The following is a 24,926-nucleotide window of genomic DNA, read 5'->3' on the forward strand; positions in this document are numbered from 1 at the left end:
CGCCGGCCCACCAGTCGCTTGCGGTGATGCATCGCAATGCCAAGCGTCCAGCATCTGCGTGAAAGTACTGACGGCAACGCGGCTGGCGATCCAGACGATCGACCTGTCAGCAACTACACCCGGACGCCGGCCATCTCCGCTTCGATCTCATCGGCGCTGCGCGCCAGCGCATCGGTGAGCACGCGATGGCCATCGGCGGTGATCAGCACATTGTCTTCGGTGCGGATGCCGATGCCACGCCACTTGGCATCCACGCTGGTATCGTCGGCGGAGACGTACAGCCCAGGCTCGATGGTGAACACCATGCCGGGCTCCAGCAGGCGCGAGTCGCCGGCCAAGCGGTAATCGCCGACGTCGTGCACATCCAGACCCAGCCAATGCCCGGTCTTGTGCCGATAGAACCGCTTGTACTGCTCCTCGGCAATGTTGCGCTCCAACTTGCCCTTGAGCAGGCCCAGGCGCAGCAGCCCCTCGGTCAGGGTTTCCACCGCAGCCACGTGGCCGGCCTCGTACGCCACGCCGGGACGCGCCTGTGCGAGCGCAGCCGCCTGCGCTGCGCCGACCAACGCGTGCAGCGCGCGCTGCGCGGGCGTGAAGCGGCCGTTGACCGGAAAGGTACGGGTGATATCGGCCGCATAACCGCGGTATTCGGCACCGGCGTCGATCAGCACCAGGTCGCCCTCGCGGCTGCGCGCGTTGTTGGCGCGGTAATGCAGCACGCACGCGTTGCTGCCGGCGCCGACGATGCTGCCGTACGCCGGCCATGCATCGGCAGCGCGAAATTCGCGCTCCACCTCGGCCTGCAGTTCGTACTCGTGCACGCCCGGGCGCGCCAGCCGCATCGCCGCACGGTGCGCACGCACGCTGATGTCGGCGGCCTGCTGCATCAAGGCGATTTCGTCGCGCGATTTGAACAGGCGCTGCTCGTGCAGCAGATGGCCAAGCTCCAGAAATTCGTGCGGCGGCTGCGCGCCATGACGCACCTGCTCGCGCACGCGCTTGAGCCAGCCGATCAACTTGAGATCGAAATCGACATCGCGCCCGAAGTGGTAATAGACCCGGGTGCGGCCCTCGAGCAGACCTGGCAGGATCTCGTCCACGTCGTCGATGGGGTACGCATCGTCCATGCCGTAGCATTCCACCGCCCCTTCCTGGCCCTCGCGTGGACCATCCCAAGCTTCGCGCTCGGCATCGCGCTCGCGGCAGAACAGGATCGCCTCGCCATGCTTGCGCCCGGGCACCAACACCAGCACTGCCTCCGGCTCGGGAAACCCGCTCAGATACCAGAAGTCCGAATCCTGCCGATACGGGTAATGGGTGTCGTGGCTGCGGATGCGCTCCGGCGCAGCCGGCAGGATCAGGATGGCCTGCTCGCCGGCCATCTGCATGAGCTGCTTGCGCCGGCGCGCATATTCGGCTGCGCCGATCCCGGTGAGCTTTTTCATGGCGGTGCGGCGATCAGTTCAGGCGTTGACGGAAACGCGGCCCCATCACGCAGTCGCCATGCAGCAACAGCACTGCCACGCGCACGAACTCTTCGATCTCGGCCAGCGCAGTGTCGTCTTCTTCGCCGGCATCGAAGTCGTCGCTGGAGGCCTGCGCCAGACGCGCCAGATCCTGCAACGCTTCCTCGCCCTCTTCGCTCAGCGCCGGGCGCTGCTGCGCGGCCAGCCCGAAACCGCCCAGAAACGCGCGGCACCAATCGAACAAGGCGTCGGTGCGTGCCGGCAGTGGAGCGCCGTCTTCGACCAACAGCAGCTCGAAGGCGAAATCGCGATCTTCCAGCTGCGCCACCGTGGCCTGGCGCAGCTGGTCCAGCGCGCCACCCTGCTTGGGCGCGACCTGCGCGGTGTCGGCCAGGATGCGCGCCAACCAGTCGCCGCTGTCGGCGCCACCGCCGGACAGCCATCCGCATAAGCCGCCGTGCAGTTCCGCCGCAGAGGACGCCAGTGCGAGCTGACGACTTTCAGTTTGCACAGCGGTTACGTCAGGCAGATCCATCGAGTCATCCAGGCTAAGGGCAGAAGGCACCCGCGCAGGCGGGCGATCAGACTTCCCAGTGTATCAAGGCACCCCGCGTCGGCCGCTACCGCGACGTTCCATGCAGCGTTCCAGACGCGCTGCGCCGGGCTGGCACGACCCGGCCCTAGGCCTTGGCGGGCCTGGCCTGAAGGCGCGCAAGCCAGCGGTCGTCCGGCGCTTGACCGCCGCGCGCACGCGCCCCTATCGTGAGCGCATGGACAACGCTGCCGCCCTCGCCCAACTCCGCGCACTTGCCGCCCGCGTGGAAGCGCTGGTCGAGCGGACTCAACGGCTGACCGACGAAAACCGCAGCCTGCGGCATCAACAGGAACAGTTGATCGGCGAGCGTTCGCAACTGCTGACCAAGAACGAGCAGGCGCGCTCGCGGGTGGAAGCGATGATCGTGCGGTTGAAGTCATTGGAGCAGCACACGTGAGCACCACCGAGCCGGTCAGCGTGCGTATTCTGGATCGTGAATACACGGTTGGCGTCACTGCGGACGAGCGCGAGAGTCTCACCGCCGCAGCGCGGCTGCTGGATCTGCGCATGCGCGAGATCCGTGGCAGCAACCGCATGGCGGCGGTAGACCGCGTCGCGGTACTGGCCGCACTCAATCTTGCGCACGAGCTGCAGCAGTTGCGCGATCAGCAGGCGCTCTACGATCGCGAACTGGCCAATACGCTCGACACCTTGAATCGCCGTCTGGACAGCGTTACCGACACGCCGCGTTGAGGCGTACGTCGCACTGCCGTCGCAAAGATGAACTTTGCAGGGCGCGCGCCGACGAATGGGCTAGCCATCGCGCGGCAGAGGTCTATAATTCAGTTGCGTTCTCTGCTGTAAACGACAGCGTGCAAAACATTCGCCTTGTCCCTTAATTACGACCACGGGGGCGCGACGAAGCCGGGAGTGCAAGTCCGCCTTGTAGCGGGAAGCCCGATGGCCTCACAACGTCCCCACTTGAACCCCGGGTTCAAGGTCGTTTCGCCCGCATCGTCACGGCGGAGAATGCAAATCTGAAACGGCGCCTTCGGGCGTCGTTTCTTTTTGTGCGTTCGAAGCCTGTCTGTGTGTGCCACCGCCGCTTGCAACTGGAAACGTGAGCATGACCTTGCGGCAGTGCTGCCATGTGCGGTCGCACGCTATCTGCGCTCGCGCAGGTACGCCCTGGCGCGTTTACGCCGATTGATACCGCAATGGTGCGACGCATCGCCGGATGCCGCGACGATGCCACTGCCCACCGACTCCGTGCTGGGATCGCAGGTACGCGAACCCGAACCCAACACCGCCGAATCGGCACCGAATGCGATGCGTGCGCCTTGCACCGCTGCACTTAGGCCTGGTCGCACCTGAACTCATCTCCTTTCGTCGGTTCGATCTCCAATGAAGCCCAGTTGGTGGACCTGCGGCGCCGGCTCTTCCAGTGACGACGCCAGATCCCTGCCGCACGCAGCGGTCCAACCCATCGCGCCAAGCGCTCCTGCGAGGATGGTCCACGCGCCGATGGCGCGACCGCGTGCATGACCACCCGCGCATGACGTCGCGCACGCGATGCGATCAGGTGGCCTGTCGTGAGCGTGATCCGCACGACGACACCGCCAAAAAGATCGGCTCGCGTGAAAGGCAACGGACTGCCAGCGCGCCAATCCGGATCCACCGCTAGGCAGGTGGACGCCTGCCACCGACAATGTGTCTCCCTCACCGCCGCGAGACCCCAATGACCGAGGACCGAGAGGCGTTGCGCCAGCAGTTGCGCGCGCAGCGGCGCAGCCTGCCGGCGGCGCAGCGTCTGGCCGCTGCCGATGCCTTGTCGGAGCGCTTGCTGGCGCTGCCGTTTGCGCCGCAGACCGGCGCGGTGGCCGGGTATTGGGCGATGGATAGCGAAATCGCCTTGCATCGCTGGCAACTGAGCCTGCCGGACGGCGTGCAGTATTGCCTGCCGGTGCTGGACGGCCGCGTGTTGCGCTTTGCGCCCTGGCGGCCGGGCCAGGGCCTGGTCAGCAATCGCTACGGCATTCCCGAGCCGGACGTGGACCGTGCCGACACGCTGCCCCCCGAGGACATGGCGCTGGTGGTGACCCCGCTCACCGGCTTCGACGCCGCGTGTCGGCGGCTGGGCATGGGGGGCGGCTGGTATGATCGCAGCTTCGCGTTCCGGCATCGCCAGGCGCCACCGCCCTGGCTGGTCGGCGTCGGCTTCGCTGCGCAACAGGTACCTGCGTTGCAGACCGAATCCTGGGACGTGGCGATGGATGCCATCTGTACCGAACACGCCACTTTCCTGAAAGACGACACCCTCTCTGTATGACTGCCCGCAAGCGCTACTGGTTGATGAAGTCCGAGCCGGACACGTTTTCCATCGATGATCTGGAGCGCGTCGGCACCGAGCCGTGGAACGGCGTACGCAATTACCAGGCGCGCAATTTCATGCGCGACGGCATGCAGGTCGGCGATGGCGTGTTGTTCTATCACTCCAACTGCAAGGTGCCCGGCATCGTCGGCATCGCCAAGGTGGCGAGCGCGGCGTACCCGGACGACACCCAGTTCGACCCCACGTCCGACTACCACGACCCCAAGGCCAACCGCGAAGACCCGCGCTGGATGCTGGTGGACGTGGCGTTCGAGCGCAAACTCAAACGCACGATTTCGCTGGACGAGATCAAGCAGCACGCCGATGCGCTGGGCGAAGGCTTTCCGCTGATCGCACGCGGCAACCGGCTGTCGATCCTGCCGGTGACTGCCGCGCAGTGGAAATTGTTGCTGGCGATGGAGTAGCCGGGAGTAGGGATTCGGGATTTGCGATTTGCAAATCCCGGCCCAGCCCAGCCGCTCTTGCGATTCCCGATTCCCGACTCCCTAATCCCGAGCCCCAACATGTCCGAAGCAAAACGCCTGGCCGCCGAGAAGGCAATCGATTACGTGGAAGACGGCATGATCGTCGGTGTCGGCACCGGTTCGACGGTGGCCTACTTCATCGATGCGCTGGGACGGATCAGCCATCGCATCAAGGGGGCGGTGTCCAGCTCCGAACAAAGCACCGCGCGCCTGCGCCAGCACGGCATCGAGGTGCTGGATCTCAACCACACCGGCACGCTGTCGCTGTACGTGGATGGCGCCGACGAGTGCGACCCGAACCGCTGCCTGATCAAGGGCGGCGGTGCGGCGCTGACGCGCGAGAAGATCATTGCCGAAGCCAGTGAGCGCTTCATCTGCATCGTGGACCCGAGCAAGCAGGTGCCGATGCTGGGCAAATTTCCGCTGCCGGTGGAAGTGATTCCGATGGCGCGCAGCCTGGTAGCCCGCCAGATCCTGGCAATGACCGGCGGCCAGCCGGTGTGGCGCGACGGCGTGATTACCGACAACGGCAACGTGGTGCTGGACGTGCACAACCTGCAGATCACCGACCCGGTGGCGCTGGAGCGCAGCGTGAACCAGATTCCCGGCGTGGTCTGCGTTGGGTTGTTCGCGCGCCGCCCGGCCGATGTGGTGATCGTCGGCGGCGAGCCGCCGCGCGTGCTCTGACGCGAGTGGCCGTTGCCCGCCTACCGGCGCGGGACCTTCAGCTGCGGCATGGACGCCGCCTACGCGCCTCCCTGGATGGATTCATGGCGCGTCCGTGCCGGTAGGCGGGCAGCGGCGCAGCCGCCAAGCCGCAGATCAGCCACCGAATCGACCTCGGCGCGTGCGCGACCAATGCGCGCACCCATGCGCCGGCTTGACGCACGCCGGTGCATGGCAGAAGGTGCGCCATCCTTCGCCCCGTCGGTATGCCGTATGCGCCCTGTCCGCTTCCTCGTTCTTGCGTGTCTGATCCTGCTCGGCGGCTGCGCCAGCAGCGGTCCGTGGGTGGAACTGGCCGGCGCGCGCTATCAGGTGGAGCTGGCGCAGAACGATGCCGATCGCATCAAGGGGCTAATGTTCCGCGATGCCATGGACGAAGATCGCGGCATGCTGTTCATCCACGACCGCCAGGAGCCGATGGCGTACTGGATGAAGAACACCAAGATCGCACTGGATATCCTGTATTTCGACAACCAGCGCCGGCTGGTGTCGCAGCAGCGCGACGTGCCGCCGTGTTCGGCCGGCGACGGCTGCCCGCCCTACCCCAGCAAGGCGCCGGCCCGCTATGTGCTGGAGCTCAACGCCGGCCAGGCGGCCAAGCTCAACCTGCAGGACGGGGCAGAACTTGTTTTCAGTCCGGATATTCCCAAGCTGAAGTGATTCACAGCGATGCGGTGTCTCCTGTCAGGAAGTACCGGACTTGAACCTCGCGCCGCTTGCCGACACTCTTGTCGGCATGGTCGATATGCTCCCACTTCCCCATTGGACCGCGCTCGCCAGCCTGGACGACGATGCGGTGCCGTTGATGTCCACCGCGCTGCTGATCGCGCGCGACGAATATCCGCAGCTGGACGCCGAGTTGTACGACACGCTGGTGCAAAGCCACGTCGAGCATCTGCGCCGCGAGGTGGATGCGATCGATCTGTGGCCGTTGAAGATGGCCGCGGTCAATCGCTACCTGTTCGATGAGCTGGGCTACTCGGGCAATCACGACGAGTACTACGACCCGCGCAACAGCTATCTCAACCAGGTATTCGAGCGCCGGCTGGGCAATCCGATCTCGCTGGCGATGGTGCAGATCGAAGTCGCCCGGCGCCTGGGCATCCCGCTGGCGGGCGTGTCGTTTCCCGGCCATTTCCTGGTGCGGCTGCCGGTGGACGACGGCGTGCTGGTGATGGATCCGTTCAATGGCGGTCGCCCGTTGGGCGTGGACGAGCTGCGCGAACGCGCGCGCCCGCATCTGGGCGGCGAAATTCCAGACGACCGCGCACTGGCGCAGATTCTCGACCCCGCCCCGCACCGGGCGATCCTGATCCGCATCCTGCGCAATCTGCACGGCGTCTACGCCGATGCCGAACACTGGGACCGCGCCGCACGCAGCGCCGACCGCATCCTGAAGCTGGTGCCCGACCAACCCGAAGCGCTGCGCGACCGCGGCATGGCGTACCTGCACCTGGGCCACCGCAACGGCGCACGGCATGACTTGACGCGTTATCTGCTGCTCAACCCCAGCGCGCAGGATGCCGCAAACCTGCACGAGCATCTGGTGGAATTGAACAGTCAGCGCGCTCGCTCGCACTGACTGTTGCCGTCAGGAAACAGCCCCACCCACTAGTGGGGCTTGCCTTGAGCCGACCGTGGCAGCTGATACGCGGTTATATACTCGCCGTTCGCGCCATATATAACGATATTATTATAATTGGCATCGCTGTAAACCACGTGCGCATGGCAAGGACAGTTTGCCCGGGCTGTCAGCGTTCCATTCGATTGCAGCGTAGCGTCTTGCGCACTCGTTGCTATGGGCAATTGGGATGCAGCGCCCGGCACAAGCGATAGCACCGCCAGCACATCGTCATTCAGCGCATTGATCTGAAGAAATTTAAGCCCAGTCTTTTCGAAAACGTAGGCTTTAAAACGCGGTGATAGGCTCAGATTCGCCTTACCCGCCGGCAACCGCTCACCCAAGCCCTGAATCAGGGACGGTTGGTCGGCCGTGGACGCAATCGCCCCGAATGGAGCTGCAAGGGCTAAGACCAAGATCGTCGCGCGTAGCGATACTTTCAACATAAAAATCCTTTTCAGTATTGAAACGATTTCGGCACCTCATGCAGCATAGGTGCCAGCCGAAAAACAAAGGCAATTATTGCAGCGATTGCTGGCTACCCCGCGAGGTTACTCTTGTGAAAGTCGCATTTCCAATTCCGCACAGCTCTTATCCAGGAAGATCATTCCATTAGTCTCCAAAGACAAGATCACTAAAATTTCTCTACCAGCGTCTCTTCAATCGATCTCCACCATCTCGAAGTCGTCCTTTGTCACGCCGCAATCCGGGCAGGTCCAGGTGTCGGGCACGTCTTGCCAGGCGGTGCCGGGGGCGATGCCTTCTTCGGGGATGCCGTCGGCCTCGTGATAGAGAAATCCGCAGACCACGCACATCCAGGTGCGGTAGGTGGTGGTGGATGTGTCGCTCATTGGATAATCGCGGTCACGCAACGGTGGGACCTGCATTGTCCCATCCCACCCACCGCTTTCGGAAGCGCTGCCATGCCCCAGCTGCAAGACGCCCGCGGCGTCTACCTGATCACCCCCGATGACACCGATACGCCGCGCCTGCTTGCGCGTACCGCACCGCTGTTGTCGGGCATCACCTGGCTGCAGTACCGCAACAAGCAGGCGGACGCGGCACTACGGCTGCAGCAGGCCAGTGCCCTGCGCGAGGTCTGCGCGGCCCATGGCGTGCCGCTGATCATCAACGACGATGCGCAGCTGGCAGCGCAGGTCGGCGCGCATGGCGTGCACCTGGGCGAAGACGATGGCGATGTGGCGGCGGCACGTGCGCTGCTGGGGCCGCAGGCGATTATCGGGGTGTCGTGTTACGACGAGATCGATCGTGCGCGCGTCGCGGCCACCGCAGGCGCCAGCTACGTGGCGTTCGGCGCGTTTTTCCCCACCACCACCAAACAGACGACCCGTCGCGCCACGCCCGCGCTGCTGCAACAGGCGGCCGATCTCGGCCTGCCACGGGTGGCCATCGGCGGGATCGCGCCGCCGCAGGTCGGTGAGCTGGTCGCTGCAGGCGCCGAGTTGATTGCCGTGGTCAGCGGTGTGTATGCAGCGGCGGATCCGGTCGCAGCACTGCGGGCGTATCGGGCCGGATTTGCGCAGTAGTTTCGCTGACGGATGACAGCGTTACGGGTGGACCGCGCCATTCCAGACAGAAAACTAACGTCTTGAATACTTGTGCAAACGCGCTTGTGAAGCGTTGTTTTGTCTGGGTGCGATCGAAAGCCAGAGCAACACCGCAGTGTCGCGGGCACGGTGCCCTCGCCGCTCGCGGGATACGCCGTGAACCCATCCCTGGGGGCTCGATGGCGGCATCCATGCCGCCAACGGTACCGCAAGCGGCGAGGACACCGCGCCAGAACGATGGTCGGTGCTTGTATGAAAAAGCTGATCGCAGCGCGTGGCAAACGCGCTTGCAGATGCAGGCGACTGCGTGATCGCATTCGACAGGCGCTGACGCAGAGATGCGTAAAGCTGGCACCTCATCTCGTACGCACCACAAACGTAGTGCGCCGCTCGCACCACGCACACCGACCATCTCGACAAGTCCTTGCCCGCCCTCGCGGGACCTTTGGCGGCATGGATGCCGCAAAAGAGCTACAGGGACATACTTGCGGCGTGTCCTGCGATGGCGGGCGGGCAAGGGCCCAGCCAAGTCGCAGATCTGCAGCTCCAAGACTTCACCACGGATTGAGTGCAACGTCCTCGGCCAAGCCACCAGCCAACCAGCGTGCCTCTCTCATCAAAGCATCGCCGATCGGGCCGCCATCCCGCACAACAAAAAACAGCGACGCGTGCCATCACGCGTCGCTGCCGGAAGTGACGTTATCGCGCGGTGCGTTTAGAAGTCGTAACTCAATGTCACCCGGCCCGAGCGCGGTGCCTGGTAGGCCACGACCTGGTCCCACAGCGGGTTGGTGGTGTTGTCGGGCAATTGCGAGAACGGGTAGATGTTGGTTGCGGTCTGCTCGTTGGTGATGTTGAACACATCGAAGCGCAGCGCCAGCTTGCCGTCGGCGAATGCAGGCTTGTAGGTCACGCCCATGTCGAGCTGGGCGATCCAGCCCAGGCGGCCCTGCGAACCGGGGGGCGATGCACTGCCAGTGCCGGTTTCCGGGTTGTAGCAGTAGTGGTACGGCCCGCCAGTGATCGCACTGCCGCCATAGCCGGCCGGATCGCGGCCGCTGTACTCGGTGCCGTAGTAGTTGCCCAGGCAGTTATGCGGCGCGCCGGAGATCAGGCTGAAATTGGCCGAAGCGCCCCACTGCGGATTGAACTGGTAGAAGCCGAACAGCTTGAGCTGATGACGGTGGTCGTTGGATTGATCGCCGTTGAAGTGCTCCATCAACGCCGCATGGTCCCAGCTCTGCGTGGTCGACACCGAGGCCTGGCCCTGATAGCTGCCCAACGCGCCGCCGGTGCGCCACAGGTCCGAACGCACCTGGCCTTCGGTGGTGCCGTAGCTATGCGACCAGACGTAGTTGACCTTGGCATACCACTGGCCGTCGAACGGACGCTCCAGGTTGAATTCCACAGCCGAATAGTTGCGCTTGAACTTGGGGAAGCCCGCTGCCTCGCGGCTCACCGACACTTCGTGGAACTGGCCATCGGTGCCGATCACGCCCCAGGTATTGGTCTGGCCCGGATTGATCAGCGATGCACCGGCCACTTGCGAGAAGTCGATGGTGACGCCTTGCGCCGCCGCGGCGTTGATCAGCGCCGTGTTGGAGACGTCGTAGTTCTGGTCGTCGATGCCGGCATTGAGACGACGATGCGTGCCGCGCACGCCCAGCACCCAGCCACTTTCGAGTTGCTTGGTAAAGCCGAGGATGACCTCGTCCTGATTCTCGCCTTCGATGTCCTTGGCCACCGCGGTGCGCACATCGGCGATGCGGCCGAAACGCGAGTTGGCAGACACCGCAGAGCCCAATTGCTGCGCCAACACCGGCGTGCCATCGGCATTGATGCCGCTGTAGGTGAAGTAGGTGTCGGTGGTGGTGGCCGGGGTGAACAGGCTCACCGCCGACAGCGGCAGACCGAGGTAATAACGACCGAGATTACCGAACACCTTCAGGCTGGAATCGCCGTTGACGTCCCAGCTGAAGCCCAATCGCGGTGCCCAGGCATTGTCCACTTCGATATATGGGTCGCCGAACGGGGTGTAGTTGGTGAACTCGTCCTTGCGCAGGCCGATGCTCAACAGCAGGTTGTCGGTGACCTGCCACTTGTCCTCGATGTAATAGGCGCGTTGCTTGGCCTCGTACGAGTACAGGCTGGTGTTGATGTTGCGCACCACGTAATAACCGCTGGAGCCGTTGACCGGATCGACCAGGCCCGGGCTTGGTGCGCCGATGCCACCGGCTTCGTTGGCCGACTGGCTGACTAATCCGCCGGTCGCCAGTCCGTTGGGATCGTTGGTCTGGCCGTAGGTCCACGCAAAGCCGGGGCCGGACAGCACCGAGCCGACATCGATGCCTTCGGACTTCTGGTTGTCGATACCGAAGTTGAGCGTGTGGTGGCCGAGACGCCATTCCAGATTCAGGCGCTGATTGTCTTTTTTGTACTCGCGGTCGGGCGAGCTGACCGAGGTGACCAGCTGGTTGCCGATGCGTGGTGTGCCGCCGGTATACGCCGGGTTCTGCAGTGCGGCGCTGTTGATGACAGGGCCACCAGCGGCGTCGTAGTTGAACGGAGTCAGTTCGTCGGGCGTTGTCATCTTGCCGTACAGCGCAGTCACGGTGAGGTTATCGCCCAGGTAGCCGGTGTACTTGCCGGTGAACAGCGTGGGGCCGGTTTTCCAGGTGGATTCATCGGTGAAGTAGCTGCCGCGCTCGCGCGCCAGATAGTCGTAGCGATAGATCGAGCCGTTGGTTTCTGCCTTGTCGCTGGCACCGGTCACCTCGATCAGGTGGTTGTCGGTGATGTTCCAGTCCACCTTGGCGTACCAGCGCTTTTGCTTGTAGTCGTAGTCGGTGAGGCCACCGGTGCGGCCGTTGTCGGTGTCGCGATTGGTGCCCACGCGCACGCCGTCCGAATCCACCTGCTCGGCGGCCAGGAAGAAGAACAATTTGTCCTGGATGATCGGCCCGCCGACGTAGGCGCTGTAGGTGGTCTGGTTGGCTTCGGCCTCGCTGGCCGGCTGGTACAGGCCGTTGGCTGCTCGCGCGTAGCGGTAAGCGGCGTTGTTGACGGTGCTGCCCTGGCTGTCCGGGCGCCAGTAGATATCGCGCTGATTGGCGCGCAAGCCGTTCGGCTCCCAGATGACCGCTGCGCCGAACTTCCATTCGTTGGTGCCGCGCTTGCCGATCTGGTTGATCACCCCCCCATTGGCGCGGCCGTATTGCGCGCCGTAGCCGCCGGTGAAGATTTCCTGCTGGTCGATGGCGCCGTACGGCAGGGTCAGACCACCCAGGTTGTTGCTGATGGTGGTGGTGTTGAAGCCGTTGAGGTAATACGCGTTTTCGCTGGCGGCCGAGCCGCCGAAGCTGGGCAGCGAACCGCCGAGCGGGCCATTGTCGAAGCCGCCGCTATTGACCACCACGCCCGGCGCCAGCAGCGCGATCGCCTCGGCCGTGCGGCCCAGCGGCAGTTGCTGCAGCTGTTCGGCGGTGATCACGGTGCGCGTGTCTACGCTGCTGACGTCGATGGTGGTCAGGCCGGCAGCGGTGACGGTGACGCTGTCCATCGTCTGCATACCGCTCCCCGCGGCGTTGGCGGCGGCAAACGACACATCGGTGTTGGCGCCGACGGTGATGGCCACGTTCTCGCGGGTTTCCACCACCGCGCCGTCGCGCTTGACCGTCACCCTGTAGGTGCCCAGCGGCAGGTTGCCGGCGGTGTAACGGCCGCGCGCATCCACCGGCACTTCGCGACTGAGGCCGCTGTTGTTTTCCACCACCACGCTGGTGCCATTGCCTTGCCCCACGCTGCCGACGATGCTGCCGGTGGTCGACTGCGCGTGTGCACTGCCGATGGCCACAACCAACGCCAACGCCAAAGCACGCTTCTGGATACTACGGTTCATGCGTTCTCCCCAAGATGGAAACTGCCGGCAACGCGGCTAAATGAACGGGGCCAACGGCCACCGCAATCACACTTTCTGAACATCGGCAGCGGGGCGCCAATGACCGCACGCCATCAGCTGATGCCCAAACTGTCGATACCGTCGCGTTCGATCATAGGCAGCCAAGTTCCCCTACCCGGCGGCTCCGACGGGTAGGGGAGCCTCTGCCGGGTAGGCGCGCGCGGCCGCAGGCCTGACAATGGCGGACGCGATGCCCGCTGCCGGGCATCGATGCCCCCATCGGTATTCCTCAAGGATCTGCGCGCATGAATCACACCCGCTCCCACGCCCTGTTCGCCCAGGCGCAGACGCTGTTGCCCGGGGGCGTCAATTCACCCGTGCGGGCGTTCAAGTCGGTCGGCGGCGAGCCGTTCTTCGTGGCGCGCGCCGATGGCCCGTATCTCTATGACGTCGACGACAACCGCTATATCGATTACGTCGGCTCGTGGGGCCCGATGATCGCCGGCCACAACCACCCTGCCGTGCGCGACGCGGTGGAACGGGCGATCCGCGATGGGCTGTCGTTCGGTGCGCCGTGCGCGGCCGAAGTCACCATGGCCGAAACCATCACCCGGCTGGTGCCGTCGTGCGAGATGGTGCGCATGGTCAACTCCGGCACCGAGGCCACGCTGTCGGCGGTGCGCCTGGCGCGCGGCGCGACCGGGCGCAATCGCATCATCAAGTTCGAAGGCTGCTATCACGGCCACGGCGACTCGTTCCTGGTCAAGGCCGGCAGCGGCATGCTGACCTTGGGCGTTCCCACCTCGCCAGGCGTGCCGGCGGGCTTGAGCGAGCTGACCGCCACGCTCAGCTTCAACGACTTCGAAGGCGCCACCGCGCTGTTCGACGAGATCGGCGCCGACGTGGCGGCAGTGATCATCGAGCCGGTGGTGGGCAACGCCAACTGCATTCCGCCGCTGGCCGGCTACCTGCAGCATCTGCGCACGCTGTGCACGCGGCATGGCGCGCTGCTGATCTTCGACGAAGTGATGACCGGCTTCCGCGTGGCACTGGGGGGCGCGCAGGCGCTGTACGGGGTGACGCCGGACCTGACCACCTTCGGCAAGATCATCGGCGGCGGCATGCCGGTGGGCGCGTATGGCGGCCGTCGCGACCTGATGGAGCAGATCGCTCCGGCCGGGCCGATCTATCAGGCCGGCACCTTGTCGGGCAATCCGGTTGCGATGGCGGCGGGCCTGGCGATGCTGGAGCTGGTGCAGGAGCCGGGCTTCCATGCACGTCTGAGCGAGGCCACCAGCGCGCTGTGCGAAGGCCTGGAAGATGCCGCCCACGCCGCCGGAATCGCAGTCACCACCAATCAGGTCGGCGGCATGTTCGGGCTGTTCTTCACCGACGAAATCGTGGACAGCTACGCGCAGGCCACTGCGTGCGACACCACCAGCTTCAATCGCTTCTTCCACGCGATGCTGCAGCGGGGCGTGTATCTGGCGCCGTCGGCGTACGAAGCCGGCTTCATGTCCAGCGCACACGATGCGTCGGTGATCGACGCCACGCTCGCGGCAGCGCGCGAGGCATTTGCCGAAGTGGCACGCTAAGCGCGCCTGCGCCGATACGCGTTGCCACAGTGATCGCCGGCGGTGGCCAGCCCACGCCGGCGATGGGCCACGGCATCGACGCCACACTTGCAGTTGCAAGCGTTGAGGCGCTGCTGCAGGCCGCGGGCATCGCCTACGTGGCACGCGATGCATCTGCACGCGGTGAGCCTGTACTGCCCATTCGCTTCAGCCGCTCTAAGCGGACGTGCCTGGTTGCCCAGTGGCACCGGAGACAACTGAAAAGGCTCCGCAGCGCCCGCGCGGCGATGCGAAGCGCAAGTAACCGGCCGGGGCTCGCGGAGCCGCCGACGCGCGCTGGCTGCAATGAATAGGCGCTGCCACTTTCCAACCCGTCCGCACGGAACAGCCCACCAGGGCGAACAGTGCTTGACCCAGCGCACAGCCTGCACGCTCGCATGCGACGGCGACGGCGACGGCGACGGCAGTCAGCCCCAGCATGCTTTGCTTTTGTCTTGCGGCTGTCATACCTTTCTGAAAGGTGCTCACGGATGGGCATGGGTGGGGACCCTCGAAGCAGCCGATCCGTCGTTGTCGCCGTCGCGGCGACATGTCGGCCGTCGCCGCTGTTTCACTTATGTTGTGCAGCGTGTCGAGCCGACGCGCTGTTGACGCTTGCCACGGCCGCCCTCGCCTCATGCTCAAGCCTGTTGCGTTGCTCACCCCGCGCCCGTCACCGTCGCGCGACCATGCGCTTCCCGATTGGCTGCTTGCCAGCAAACTGGATCCGCCATTGCCGCGCCCGGGTGCGGTGGTGCGCGAGGTCTTGCTGACGGCGCTGGATCAGGCGCAGCTATGCCCGCTCACACTGCTGCTGGCCCCACCGGGGTTCGGCAAGACCACTGTGCTTGCGCAATGGCATGCGCGCAGACGCGCACACGACGATGCGGTGGCGTGGCTGTCGCTGGATGAAGAAGATGCCGATGCGGCGCGTTTTCTTGGCCATCTTGCACTGGCGCTGCAGTGTGCCGGTGCCGATCCGGCGCTATGCGCCAGCGTGATGCACAACCGCGACCAGGACCCACGCGATGCAGCCACCGTGTTGATCCGCGCCCTGCGCAGCGCACCGCGGCGTATCAGCGTGATCCTCGACGACTACGACCGGCTCGGTCACGGCCCGGTCGATGAGCTCGTGTTACGCCTGGTCGAACACAGTGGCGGGCGCCTGCATCTGTTGCTCGCCACGCGTCGCGTGCCGGCGTTGCCGCTGGCGCGGCTGGATCTGCAGGCGCACCTCAGCCGCCTTGGCAGCGTGCAACTGGCACTGGACAACGACGAAGCGCGCGCGCTGCTGGGACCGCACATCCCGGCACCGGTGGTCGACGAGCTGTTGCGCTACACCGAAGGCTGGCCGGTCGCCCTGCATCTGGCGCGACTGTGGCTGGAAGGCAATGCGCAACGTCAGCAGGAGGTCGCCGCACGTTTTTCCGGGCGCAGCACGCAGATTGCCGCGTATCTGGCCGAACAGGTCGTCAACGATCTCGATGCCGACACGCGCGATCTGCTGTTGCGCACCAGCCTGTTAGAGCGCGTCAACGCCGCCCTGGCCGACGCCGTGCGCCAACGCGACGACAGCGGCCGGCTGCTGGCGCGGCTGGACCATTTCAATGGCCTGCTGGTGCCGCTGGATGGCGAGCGCGAATGGTTCCGCTATCACCCGTTGTTTGCCGATTTCCTGCAGCAATGGCTCGATCGCGACCATCCCGGCCAGGCCGTGCAACTGCATCAGCGCGCGGCGCGCTGGTTCGGCGAGCACCAGCATCTGGCCGACGCCGTGCGCCATGCCGCGCGTGGCGAGTGCGGCGACCTGGCCGCCAGCTACATCGCGCGCGCCGGCACCTGGCAATTACTGCTCACCCACGGCATGCATGAAGTGCGCGCGTTGCTGCGCCATTTCGAGCACCGCAGCATCCGCGACACGCCTGCACTGAATCTCACCCAGGCGTATCTGCATCTGAAACTGGGCGAGTTCAGTCATGCGCGCCTGTTGCTGGAACGCTTCCGCGATTTCCCGGCCGCCGTGCGCGAGCCGCTGCAGCGCGACTACACCGTGGTGGTGGCATTGCTGCGCGACCGCCTGGACGAGATCTGCGGCAATCCGCATGGCCTGACCCAGATTGCCGCGCAGGCGAGCGCATTGGACGAAGACGATCATCTGGGCCGCGGCACCTTGCTGTGCATCTGCGCTACGACTGCGCTGGCACAGGGCGGGTTTGCCGTGGCCGAACGCTATGCCATGGCCGCGCGCGATGCGATGCACCGCGGCGGCAGCGATCTTGGCGCAGCCCAAGCGCTGCTCTCGCTTGGCCAGAGTTTTTTCTACCGCGGGCGGCTCGGCGATGCCGAAGCCTGTTATCGGCAAGCGCTGAGCTGGTGCGCACGCACGCCGCAACTGGACCGTGTGCTGGAAGCGGCCGGCAACTGTCTGCTCGCGCAAGTGCACTACGAGCGCGGCCACCACGACGATGCCGCCGACCTGCTGCATCCGGCGCTTGAACTGCTGGAGCAACACGATGGCGGCGTGGACGTGCTGGCGGCCGCGTACGACACCGCGCTGGGCCTGGAACGCGTGCGCGATCACAGCGGGCGCAGTGCGCTGGTGTTGCTTGAGCATGTCGAGCAGATCGCGCATGGGCGCAAGCTGGGGCGACTGTCCGAGCTGGCGTCGGCATGGCGCTTGATGTTGCTGCTGGAGCACCCCGGCAACGCCGCAATCGATGTGGTGATCGCGCGCACTGGCGGCGAGTCCGGGCTGGCGCATACCCTGCGCTCGGCGCATCGCTGGCGCGATCGTGCGGCGATGGGCTTCGCATTGGCACGTTGGCATCGCCTGGCCGGGCGCAGCCATGCGGCGCTGACCATTCTCGGCCAGATCGAGCAGGCTTGTCTGAGCAGCGATAACGCCTGCCATCTCGCGCGCACCCGCGCCCGCATCGCGTTGGTGCTGCAGCAGCGCGGCGAACTGCTCGCTGCCCTGCCGCACTTGTACAGCGCGCTGGATCATGTGGCGCTGACGCAGAGCTGGCAGGCGATCATGGAGCTTGGATTGCCGGCAAAAGCGATGTTGCGCTCGCTGCGCCAACACGACCCGCAAACGGTTGGCGGCACCACGCGTGCATTGACCATCCAGGCGCTGCTCGAACGCCTAAGCAGTGACGACGATCCCGCCAGCGATGTGTTCAGCGAACGCGAGTTGGAAGTGCTGGCGCAACTGGCGCGCGGTTATTCCAACAAGCAGATCGCCCGCCACCTGCACCTGTCGGAAAACACGGTCAAATTCCATCTGAAGAATCTGTATCGCAAGCTCGACGCGCGCAGCCGCGAAAGCGCCTTGGCGCAGGCGCTGCAGCGCGGAGTGTTGCGCGGCGAGGACACGCAGCAGACATCGGATACGCCGCCGCATTGAGCGGCGTGCGCATCATCATGCATCGCGCATGCGCACGCCTGTGATCGTGAAGAACACCACGCGCATGCATGGCGATGCGGTGGCTGTCGCCTGATCGATACAGCTGCGTCAACGCGGCGGAGGGCGCTGGAGACAGGCTCCACGCGCCCCAGCATCACCCAAACTTCAACGTGCCTTTCATCATCGCCCAGTGCCCGGGGAACGAGCAGAAGAACGTGTAGGCGCCGCCCTTGGTAAGTTTGCTGGTTGCAAAGCTGACCGTGGTGCTTTCGCCGCCACCGACCACCTTGGTATGCGCGATCACACGCGCATCGGCCTTGGGCAGATAACTGTCGGCAATGGTCGAGCGCACACCGGCATTGGCCACCGCCTGGAAATCTGCGGACTTGGTCAGCACCCAGTTGTGCCCCATCACCGTGGCGGCCATCTTGCCGGCGTGCTTGAGCGTCACGTCCACCTGGGTGCAATCGGGTGCAATCGTGATGGCGCTCTGATCGAACTTCATCTGGTCGTTGCCGGTGATGGTCACTGCGCAGGTCCGCGCCCAGGCCGAGGGCGCCATCGCTATCAAGCCAAGCACGGCAATCGTCGAAAACAGCTTCAAGGCAGTCCTCCTGCAATAAGAAAGCGCGGTATGTGCAAGCGACCGACGCTCGCGCCTGCGCCAGTACGGTCAGAGTACCGCCTTGCCGTTGCCAATGCAGTGCTGCGCCGCCGCACGATCCACTGCGTGCGGCGATCGAGATGCGCCGACGCTAACCGTCCAGCGCATCAGGCGACCGCCGCGCCGACAGGATCACCATGTGCCAGTCGCGCAGACGACCCTACGCATAGCGGAAGAAGTCCCGCATTGGGTCGTGCACATCGGCTGTGGCCTGCGGCAGCGGCAGCGGGCCGCGCTTGCCGGCCATCACCTGCACAAACGCCTGCTTGAAGCGCGCCATCTCCGCCTCGGTCCCCACCGTGATCCGCGACCAGGTGGGCCATACCGGCCAACTGCGGCCGATGAACACGCCAAAGGTCGCCATGTCGTCCTTGAAACCTGCTGCGGGCCGCTTCACATCGACCATGAAGCAGTTGCTCTCCGATGCCGTGCAGGCATAGCCCTGCTGACTGAGGAAATCGATGACGTCCTGCCGCGTGGCTGCAGTGCGTGCACGGCGCTGCGGCACCAGATCAGGATCGCGCAAGCTGGCCAGACCTGCAGCGGCCGCCGTCACCGGCAAGCTATTGACGCTGTAGAACATCAGCTTGGCAAGCAGCTCCGGGCGCGCGGCCGCGTACCCCAGCCGGATGCCGGCCATGCCGTAGAGCTTGGAGAAGGTACGCAACACCACCACGTCCTCGCCGGCAGCCACCATGTCCACCACGCTGCGGGTGCTGCGCGCGAAGTGGATATAGGCCTCGTCCACCACCAGCACGCTGCCCTTGGGCTTGTGCGCCAATGCGTAGTCCAGATCCTTGCGTGCGGTGACCGAGCCGGTGGGATTGTTGGGGTTGCAGATGTAGATCACGCCGGCATTGGCGTCGGCGGCGCACATTGCCTGCACGTCGTGCGAAAAATCCTTGCGCAATGGCACCTTGATCAACGTAGCGCCATTGCGCGTGGCAGCGCGCCACCCCGATTCGTAGGTCGGGTCGGCAGTGACCAGCGCGGCACTGGGCGAGGTGAAGGCCAGCATCGTGTAATCCAGCGGCTCGGTAGAACCGGCATAGGCCATCAGATGGTTCACCGGCAGCTTGAGCTCGGCCGCCAGCGTGGTCATCAGTTCCATCTGCACCTCGCGCAGATAGCGCCCGCCCTGCGGTGCGATCTGCGCAATGGCCCTGACCGCTGCTGCGGACGGGCCATCCGGAAACTCGTTGGAGCCGATCATCACCGGCGACAGCGCGCTGGCGGTGGGCGGAGTGATGGCGGTCGTGCGTTCGGCGGCGCTGGCAAGCAGCGGCAATGCGCCGGTCCCGGCGGCACCGGCAAACAAGGCGGAATCACGCAGGAATCTGCGACGCGATACGGCGGTCTTCATGGCGCTCTCCAGCAAGGCAACGACGCAACTTCAAGGACGCACGGCGACCACTTCGATCTCCACCCGATACAGCGGATTGCCCAGCGCGGCAATCTGGAAGGCCGAGCGCGCCGGCAGATTGGGCTGTTCCTTGGTGCCGAAGAACTGACGGTAGCCTTCCATGAATCCGTTGAAATCCATCTTGCCGCCCATCGCCGGGTCGCCGACCAGAAACACCTGCATCTTCACCACATCGCCCATGCCCAGGCCGAGCGATTTGAGCTGGTCCTGGATCTGCTTCAACACGCTCACCGTCTGCGCCTTGGTGTCGCCGTAGGCGGCCGCAGAATCCTTCGGCGCGCTGGTGTCCACCACCGCAGGCACTTTGCCGCTGACATACACGGTGGCCTTGCCGGCGGGTATTTCCACCGCCGCGGCAATGGGGAAATCGCTGTTGGGAATCTTGTGGCGAATCACCTCGGCAGCAGTTGCAGCGCTGAGGCCTGCAGACAACACGACGGTAGCGACGAGGGCATTGACGGCGAGACGGAACATGGCAACTCCTTGGAAGAGAGAATCAGTGGCGCAGCAGCTTGACGTCGTCGGCGGTGACACGCTCGGCATGGTCGTTGCCGAAATGGGTGCGCACATAGCTCACCACCTCGGCCACCTGACGATCTGTGAGCATGTCGCCAAATCCTGGCATGCCGGCGTTGCCGTCCAGCACCATCATGGTGACGTAGGGCGCGGCCGCCAGCTTGGGGTTATTCGCAAGCGCCGGGTATTCGCCGGCGCCTTGCGCACCGCTGCCGGCCGGCATATGGCAGCCCTGGCAGACCGCGCGGTAGACATGCTCGCCGGAGGCGTTGGCGAACCCCTTTTGCGGATACAGCGCGGTGGCGTCGGAACTTTGCGCCTGCGCATCGCGCAGACCGGGCGGAAGCAGCGCAGCGCCGATGACCAGCGCAACGGCCGCAGCACACATACGTGGCAACAGACTCATGCGCGACCTCCCCCGGCAAGGACCTTGCGATGCAGGCGGCCGACGACATCGTGCGCCGACAGGATCGCGCCCTCTTGCCAGGCCGGGATATAGGACACGTGCTCGCCCGCCAGCGCCAGGCGGCCGTCGATCTGGCAAAGCGGCTCGTAATGTTCGGCACGCGCCTGCTCGCTCCACATGCCGAAGCAGCCGTGGGTAAACGGCACACGGTGCCAACCGACCGCAATGCCGTTTTCGAATTCGCGCGGATATTGCGGGTGCAATTGCGTGCCGTATTCGACCGCCTTGCGCACCCGCTGCTCGGGACTCATCGAAGTGAATTGATAGGCATCCAGCCCCCACACGTACGCCCCGAGCAGCACCCCCTTGCCGGCGCTGTGATAACCGGTGCTGGGATAGCTGATCAAGGTGATCGGCAGATCGGTGTAGCTGATGCCGCCGTAGATGGCCTCGTCCTCTTCCCAGAAACGTCGTTTGAATTGCAGGCCCACCTTGACCGACGCGGCGTACGGCACCTTGCCGATCGCGGTGGTCATCGCGTCGCTGGCGGTGGTGGGAATCCGGCTGAGCACCGACAACGGAATCGTGCAGATGCACCAATCGGCACTGGCCACGCGTTCTTCGCCACCGCGCGTGGCGTCCTGCCAGGACACGCGCACGCCGCTGCCGTCCTGATCGATCTTGGTGACCTTGGCGTTGTAGGTGATGGTATCGCCGAGCTGGCGCGCGAACGCCTTGCCGATCTGGTCCATGCCGCCCACCGGCTGAAACATGGTGGTCTGCATTTCGTAGTTGTTGCCGGCCGCCAGCGTGGTCCACAACCGCGAACGCAGCACGTCCTGCACGCTGAAGGGGTCTGAAAATTCCGGCTTGCCCGACAAACCGCCACCGGGGTAGCGCGCAAAGCCGCGCCGCTCGCTGCTCTCTTTGCCTTTGACGTAGCCGAAGTTGCGATCGAGCGCGCCCCAGGTGCGTAGCGATTCCAGCAGTATCTCCTGATCTTCGCGACTGACTGCGGTATCCAGTGCGTGCTGCTGCGTGCACTTGGCCAGCAACTCGGAGACATGGCCCTTGTAATCGGCATCGATCGCGCGGAAGCGCTGCGGCTTTCCGCCGAAGCCGTTCTGGCTGTGCAGCAGCGCGTTGAAGTTGACCTGATTGAACGCTTCCAACGCCACACCAAACTGTTTGCAGTAACTCAACACCGCCTTGTGGTGATGCGGAATGCGCCACGGCCCCGGATTGAGATACAACCCATCGTCGAACTGGCAGTGCTGCGTGGCACCACCCAGTTCCGTATAGCGATCGCCGCCGCGCAGCGTCCAGTTACGGCCACCGGGGCGGCCGTTGTATTCCAGCACTTGCACGCGATAGCCGGCCTTACGCAATTCGAAGGCTGCGGTCATCCCGGCCAGGCCCGCGCCCAGAATCAATACCGACGCACCCTTCGGGTCGCCATCCAGCTGCAATGGCCCTGTAAAACGCGATTCGGCCGCCATGCCCAGGCTGCTCATCGCCTGATACATCATCGCGCCGCCGGCGGTCATGCCGATGCGCGCCAGCAATTGCCGCCGCGTCATCGCCCCAGTGTGATTGCCTTGCATCAACGCACATCCCCTGCATGTCATGGACAGTCGCGCGGCCGGCCGCACTGCCGGCCGGATCAATCACTCAAAATCGGTAAGACAGGCTTGCGAACAGCTGGCGCGGTGCGATCAGCTGGTACGAGCCAGAGCTTTCGTTGGGAAACACCGCACCGATCGCATCGTCCTTGTCGAACAGGTTGTAGGCCGACAATTGCAAGCGGCCACCGGCAAGAAAGCCAGCATCGCCGCCTTGATACCCAACGCTGCCGTTGACGATGAAGGTGGCATCCACCTGGTCGGTATTGCGCGTGTCGCCGTAGCGCTTGCCGGTGTATTTGGTGTCGAGGTTGGCGAAGAAGCGCTCGCCTTCCCAACCGCCGTTGACGCTGAACATCAGCTTGGGCGCATCCGGTACGTCGTTGCCTTCCACCTGCACCAGCGCGCCGCTGACCGGGCCGAAATAGTTGTCCTGGAACTCGGATGTGTTCCAGGTCAACGATGCACCGAGCCGCCAGCCCGGCGCCGGCTTCCACATACCAGACAGTTCCGCACCATAGGTCTGCACGTCGCCGACGTTGGCGTACACGGTGGGCGCCACCACCAGCGGGTCCGGGTCGGTCAGCGCGATGATGCGGTTGGAATAATCGATCTTGTAGGCGGCCAGATAACCGCTCCACTGCGTGGATTCGGCACGGATACCGATATCGATGTTGGTGGATTCTTCCGGCGCGATATCCGGATTGAACGCACCGGAGGTCAGCGCCAGCCGCGGCGCGGAACTGAAGTTTTCCGCGTAGTTGGCAAACACCTGCACGCCCTCGGCCAGCTGGAAGCTTGCACCGACCTGCGGCTGAAACCAGTCGTTGTTCTTGATGGTCACCGCGCGACGCACACCGACGTTGAAGTCGTCCAGATTGGCGATCCCGTTGTAGTCGCGTTTGACATCCAGCCCCTTGGCACCGAACTCCATCGTCAACCGATCATCGAGCAGGCGCAGCGTGTCCTTGACGTAGAGCTGTTTCACCTCGGTAGAGAAGTGGTTGTCGTAATAGATCACGATCGGCAAGGCGTTCTTGAGCAAGGCGCCGGTGGCCGGGTCCAGGTTGTACAGCGGGCGCACCTGATCGAAGTCGTAGCTTTCGTACCAGGCGCCCACTTCCAGCTTGTTGTGCTCGGTCTCCCACGCTACGGCCGTGGTCAAACCGTAGCGATCGCCGCCCATGATTTCTTCGCGCCGCGTCATCGCACCGACGCGGGTGACAGTGCCATCGGCATCGACGATCTGCGGATCGTTGATGGCGATATCGGTACGCCCTGGGGTGCCGGCAATCGCATCGTTGTACAACCCGGTGGCGGTACTCGGCGGCGTGCCGCCGACGCCGTAGCCGTGCTTGTTTTCGTAGTAACCGGTGAAGGTGACGCCGATGGCGTCGTTGAACATGAAATCGCCGTGCAGGCTGAGCAGCGAATCGCGGCGGCCGTTCTGCCATTCGCTGTAATGCTCGGCATCCACTTCCGGATTGCCGGTGATGCGTTCGTGCAGATCCCACGACACCGAACCGTCGGAGTTGTACGACTGCACGTCGTAATCCTTGCGGTTGTTGTAGATCCAGCCCAACGTCAGGCTGCCGGCATCCCAGGCCTGGCGCACCTTGGCTTCGAAGTGATCGCTCTTCTGCGTGGCCGGTTCCATGTCCCACACACCGCCCTGCGTACGCGATGCGGAGAGGTAGGCACTCGGCCCGCCGTCCCACCACTCCGGCGTATCCAGACGCACAAAACTGCGTACCAGATCGTCCGAGCCGATGGTCTGGGTGAGATTGCCGCTCCAGCTATCGCCGCCCTTGGGTGGCAGGCTGGTGTAGCGGATCGCACCACCGAGTGCGTGATAGGAGGGCTGGGTGACATCGCCCGAGCCGGCGGACACCGTCACATCGAGCAGGTTTTCGCTGGAGACGTAGCGCGTGATCGGCCCGCCTTCGCGGGTGTCGAAGGTTTCGATCGGAATGCCGTCCAGCGTCACGCCGATCTGGTTGGCGGAAAATCCGCGGATGGTCATCGAATCGCCGAACTCGTACAGCCCGAACGGATCGGTGGTCTGCACATTGACGCCGGGCAGACTGGCCAGCAGCTGTTGCGGCGCCACGCCCGGTACCTGGGCCTGGATCTCGTCCATCGAAATGGAGGCGGTGGTGCGCGTGGAGCCGGTGCCGACCACGCTGACCGCATCCAGGGTGCGCGCCTCCTGCGCCAGTGCCGGCAGGCTGTGCGCGCCGGACATCAGCAGGGTCATCGAGGCGAGCGCGCGACGACGCGTGGCGGCGGTGAGAATGGCGGCCATCGCGGTCGCCAACTGATCGGTATTCAAGCGCTTAGGCATGCAATCGACCCCCTGGAAGATGGTGCGTGTTGAGTGACCGGACCCGCTCCCCAAGACCGGCTGATACCGCACATGCGGCATGGATCGACCATACCCAGCGAAGTTGCGCCGCAGACGCGGTGCGGAGGGTAGGGTCTGCGCGTGCGGGTAGGTTCTTACCGAGATAGAACGTTTGAATCCGTAGCGAACATGCTCAGGTCGGTCTGCTCGTGCAGGCGCCGGGCGTTGGCGATCAGGCGTTCGCGCGCGCCATGCGCGGGCG

General features: G+C 64.7%; 21 protein-coding genes and 1 other RNA gene. 11 read left to right on the forward strand and 11 right to left on the reverse strand.

Features of this window, described 5'->3' with window-relative positions; genetic code table 11:
- Window positions 1-113: 113 nt before the first annotated feature.
- Together XdyCFBP7245_RS16555 and XdyCFBP7245_RS16560 are read right to left on the reverse strand one after the other, a co-directional pair.
- Window positions 114-1,445: an aminopeptidase P N-terminal domain-containing protein gene (locus tag XdyCFBP7245_RS16555; protein WP_104616636.1), complete on the reverse strand. Its 1,332-nt coding sequence runs from the start codon at window positions 1,443-1,445 to the stop codon at window positions 114-116.
- Window positions 1,446-1,458: 13 nt separating this feature from the next.
- Window positions 1,459-2,001, reverse strand: coding sequence for a YecA/YgfB family protein (locus XdyCFBP7245_RS16560; RefSeq protein ID WP_046962847.1), 543 nt, complete (start codon window positions 1,999-2,001; stop codon window positions 1,459-1,461).
- A 235-nt stretch (window positions 2,002-2,236) separates the two neighbouring features.
- Between XdyCFBP7245_RS16560 and XdyCFBP7245_RS16565 the strand changes: the two genes are divergently transcribed.
- The 8 genes from XdyCFBP7245_RS16565 to XdyCFBP7245_RS16605 all read left to right on the forward strand — a co-directional run bounded on the left by XdyCFBP7245_RS16565 (window position 2,237) and on the right by XdyCFBP7245_RS16605 (window position 7,165).
- Window positions 2,237-2,458: a TIGR02449 family protein gene (locus tag XdyCFBP7245_RS16565; RefSeq protein WP_055850286.1), complete on the forward strand. Its 222-nt coding sequence runs from the start codon at window positions 2,237-2,239 to the stop codon at window positions 2,456-2,458.
- On the forward strand, window positions 2,455-2,754 hold the full coding sequence (locus tag XdyCFBP7245_RS16570; protein ID WP_104616637.1) for a cell division protein ZapA: 300 nt from the start codon (window positions 2,455-2,457) through the stop codon (window positions 2,752-2,754). Before XdyCFBP7245_RS16565 ends, XdyCFBP7245_RS16570 begins: the two co-directional genes overlap by 4 nt.
- A gap of 96 nt (window positions 2,755-2,850) precedes the next feature.
- Window positions 2,851-3,034: non-coding RNA, 6S RNA (gene ssrS / locus XdyCFBP7245_RS16575), on the forward strand.
- A 705-nt stretch (window positions 3,035-3,739) separates the two neighbouring features.
- Window positions 3,740-4,330 (forward strand): 5-formyltetrahydrofolate cyclo-ligase, encoded by a 591-nt coding sequence (locus XdyCFBP7245_RS16585; protein WP_211287721.1) that lies wholly within the window; start codon window positions 3,740-3,742, stop codon window positions 4,328-4,330.
- The gene (locus tag XdyCFBP7245_RS16590) at window positions 4,327-4,797 is read left to right on the forward strand and encodes an EVE domain-containing protein (protein WP_170068685.1); all 471 of its coding nucleotides are present in this window, start codon (window positions 4,327-4,329) and stop codon (window positions 4,795-4,797) included. The genes XdyCFBP7245_RS16585 and XdyCFBP7245_RS16590 overlap by 4 nt, the downstream gene beginning before the upstream one ends.
- Before the next feature lie 99 nt (window positions 4,798-4,896).
- The gene (gene rpiA / locus XdyCFBP7245_RS16595; RefSeq protein ID WP_104616640.1) at window positions 4,897-5,544 is read left to right on the forward strand and encodes a ribose-5-phosphate isomerase RpiA; all 648 of its coding nucleotides are present in this window, start codon (window positions 4,897-4,899) and stop codon (window positions 5,542-5,544) included.
- 252 nt (window positions 5,545-5,796) lie between these two features.
- Window positions 5,797-6,243 carry a DUF192 domain-containing protein gene (locus XdyCFBP7245_RS16600; RefSeq protein WP_104616641.1) on the forward strand — a complete coding sequence of 149 codons (447 nt, stop codon included), beginning with the start codon at window positions 5,797-5,799 and terminating at the stop codon, window positions 6,241-6,243.
- Window positions 6,244-6,283: 40 nt separating this feature from the next.
- Window positions 6,284-7,165, forward strand: a complete 882-nt coding sequence (locus tag XdyCFBP7245_RS16605) for a SirB1 family protein (protein WP_104616642.1) — start codon at window positions 6,284-6,286, stop codon at window positions 7,163-7,165.
- Between the two features lie 29 nt (window positions 7,166-7,194).
- Here XdyCFBP7245_RS16605 and XdyCFBP7245_RS16610 read toward each other — a convergent pair whose 3' ends face one another.
- Both XdyCFBP7245_RS16610 and XdyCFBP7245_RS16615 read right to left on the reverse strand, forming a co-directional pair.
- On the reverse strand, window positions 7,195-7,650 hold the full coding sequence (locus XdyCFBP7245_RS16610; protein ID WP_104616643.1) for a hypothetical protein: 456 nt from the start codon (window positions 7,648-7,650) through the stop codon (window positions 7,195-7,197).
- A 213-nt stretch (window positions 7,651-7,863) separates the two neighbouring features.
- Window positions 7,864-8,076, reverse strand: coding sequence for a rubredoxin (locus XdyCFBP7245_RS16615; protein ID WP_372365861.1), 213 nt, complete (start codon window positions 8,074-8,076; stop codon window positions 7,864-7,866).
- Between the two features lie 51 nt (window positions 8,077-8,127).
- Between XdyCFBP7245_RS16615 and thiE the strand changes: the two genes are divergently transcribed.
- A complete protein-coding gene (gene thiE, locus XdyCFBP7245_RS16620) occupies window positions 8,128-8,751 on the forward strand; it encodes a thiamine phosphate synthase (RefSeq protein ID WP_104616645.1) in 624 nt (207 codons plus the stop codon).
- 736 nt (window positions 8,752-9,487) lie between these two features.
- Here the strand turns inward: thiE and XdyCFBP7245_RS24195 are convergent.
- Entirely contained in the window at window positions 9,488-12,670 is a 3,183-nt protein-coding gene (locus XdyCFBP7245_RS24195) for an outer membrane beta-barrel protein (RefSeq protein ID WP_170068686.1), read from the reverse strand.
- Between the two features lie 305 nt (window positions 12,671-12,975).
- Between XdyCFBP7245_RS24195 and hemL the strand changes: the two genes are divergently transcribed.
- Together hemL and XdyCFBP7245_RS16640 are read left to right on the forward strand one after the other, a co-directional pair.
- Window positions 12,976-14,265, forward strand: coding sequence for a glutamate-1-semialdehyde 2,1-aminomutase (gene hemL / locus XdyCFBP7245_RS16635; RefSeq protein WP_104616647.1), 1,290 nt, complete (start codon window positions 12,976-12,978; stop codon window positions 14,263-14,265).
- Between the two features lie 655 nt (window positions 14,266-14,920).
- Window positions 14,921-17,689 carry a winged helix-turn-helix domain-containing protein gene (locus XdyCFBP7245_RS16640; protein ID WP_104616648.1) on the forward strand — a complete coding sequence of 923 codons (2,769 nt, stop codon included), beginning with the start codon at window positions 14,921-14,923 and terminating at the stop codon, window positions 17,687-17,689.
- 154 nt (window positions 17,690-17,843) lie between these two features.
- Here XdyCFBP7245_RS16640 and azu read toward each other — a convergent pair whose 3' ends face one another.
- The 6 genes from azu to XdyCFBP7245_RS16670 all read right to left on the reverse strand — a co-directional run bounded on the left by azu (window position 17,844) and on the right by XdyCFBP7245_RS16670 (window position 24,652).
- A complete protein-coding gene (gene azu, locus XdyCFBP7245_RS16645; protein WP_104616649.1) occupies window positions 17,844-18,293 on the reverse strand; it encodes an azurin in 450 nt (149 codons plus the stop codon).
- Window positions 18,294-18,513: 220 nt separating this feature from the next.
- A complete protein-coding gene (locus XdyCFBP7245_RS16650; RefSeq protein ID WP_104616650.1) occupies window positions 18,514-19,716 on the reverse strand; it encodes a pyridoxal phosphate-dependent aminotransferase in 1,203 nt (400 codons plus the stop codon).
- 30 nt (window positions 19,717-19,746) lie between these two features.
- Window positions 19,747-20,250: a RidA family protein gene (locus XdyCFBP7245_RS16655; protein WP_104616651.1), complete on the reverse strand. Its 504-nt coding sequence runs from the start codon at window positions 20,248-20,250 to the stop codon at window positions 19,747-19,749.
- A 22-nt stretch (window positions 20,251-20,272) separates the two neighbouring features.
- Complete coding sequence (locus tag XdyCFBP7245_RS16660) at window positions 20,273-20,698, reverse strand: c-type cytochrome (protein ID WP_104616652.1); 426 nt, start codon at window positions 20,696-20,698, stop codon at window positions 20,273-20,275.
- Entirely contained in the window at window positions 20,695-22,302 is a 1,608-nt protein-coding gene (locus XdyCFBP7245_RS16665; protein WP_170068687.1) for a flavin monoamine oxidase family protein, read from the reverse strand. Before XdyCFBP7245_RS16665 ends, XdyCFBP7245_RS16660 begins: the two co-directional genes overlap by 4 nt.
- Window positions 22,303-22,369: 67 nt before the next feature.
- Window positions 22,370-24,652, reverse strand: a complete 2,283-nt coding sequence (locus XdyCFBP7245_RS16670; RefSeq protein ID WP_211287725.1) for a TonB-dependent receptor — start codon at window positions 24,650-24,652, stop codon at window positions 22,370-22,372.
- Window positions 24,653-24,926 lie beyond the last annotated feature (274 nt).

Source organism: Xanthomonas dyei (genome assembly GCF_002939865.1).
Lineage (GTDB): Bacteria > Pseudomonadota > Gammaproteobacteria > Xanthomonadales > Xanthomonadaceae > Xanthomonas > Xanthomonas dyei.

Coding starts and splice junctions, on each gene's coding strand:
- thiE (WP_104616645.1), top strand. CDS start 8,128: ATGCCCCAGCTGCAAGACGCCCGCGGCGTCTACCTGATCACCCCCGAT.
- XdyCFBP7245_RS16560 (WP_046962847.1), bottom strand. CDS start 2,001: ATGGATCTGCCTGACGTAACCGCTGTGCAAACTGAAAGTCGTCAGCTC.
- XdyCFBP7245_RS16665 (WP_170068687.1), bottom strand. CDS start 22,302: ATGCAAGGCAATCACACTGGGGCGATGACGCGGCGGCAATTGCTGGCG.
- XdyCFBP7245_RS16655 (WP_104616651.1), bottom strand. CDS start 20,250: ATGTTCCGTCTCGCCGTCAATGCCCTCGTCGCTACCGTCGTGTTGTCT.
- rpiA (WP_104616640.1), top strand. CDS start 4,897: ATGTCCGAAGCAAAACGCCTGGCCGCCGAGAAGGCAATCGATTACGTG.
- XdyCFBP7245_RS24195 (WP_170068686.1), bottom strand. CDS start 12,670: ATGAACCGTAGTATCCAGAAGCGTGCTTTGGCGTTGGCGTTGGTTGTG.
- XdyCFBP7245_RS16585 (WP_211287721.1), top strand. CDS start 3,740: ATGACCGAGGACCGAGAGGCGTTGCGCCAGCAGTTGCGCGCGCAGCGG.
- XdyCFBP7245_RS16555 (WP_104616636.1), bottom strand. CDS start 1,445: ATGAAAAAGCTCACCGGGATCGGCGCAGCCGAATATGCGCGCCGGCGC.
- XdyCFBP7245_RS16590 (WP_170068685.1), top strand. CDS start 4,327: ATGACTGCCCGCAAGCGCTACTGGTTGATGAAGTCCGAGCCGGACACG.
- hemL (WP_104616647.1), top strand. CDS start 12,976: ATGAATCACACCCGCTCCCACGCCCTGTTCGCCCAGGCGCAGACGCTG.
- XdyCFBP7245_RS16650 (WP_104616650.1), bottom strand. CDS start 19,716: ATGAAGACCGCCGTATCGCGTCGCAGATTCCTGCGTGATTCCGCCTTG.
- XdyCFBP7245_RS16660 (WP_104616652.1), bottom strand. CDS start 20,698: ATGAGTCTGTTGCCACGTATGTGTGCTGCGGCCGTTGCGCTGGTCATC.
- XdyCFBP7245_RS16640 (WP_104616648.1), top strand. CDS start 14,921: ATGCTCAAGCCTGTTGCGTTGCTCACCCCGCGCCCGTCACCGTCGCGC.
- XdyCFBP7245_RS16565 (WP_055850286.1), top strand. CDS start 2,237: ATGGACAACGCTGCCGCCCTCGCCCAACTCCGCGCACTTGCCGCCCGC.
- XdyCFBP7245_RS16600 (WP_104616641.1), top strand. CDS start 5,797: ATGCGCCCTGTCCGCTTCCTCGTTCTTGCGTGTCTGATCCTGCTCGGC.
- XdyCFBP7245_RS16610 (WP_104616643.1), bottom strand. CDS start 7,650: ATGTTGAAAGTATCGCTACGCGCGACGATCTTGGTCTTAGCCCTTGCA.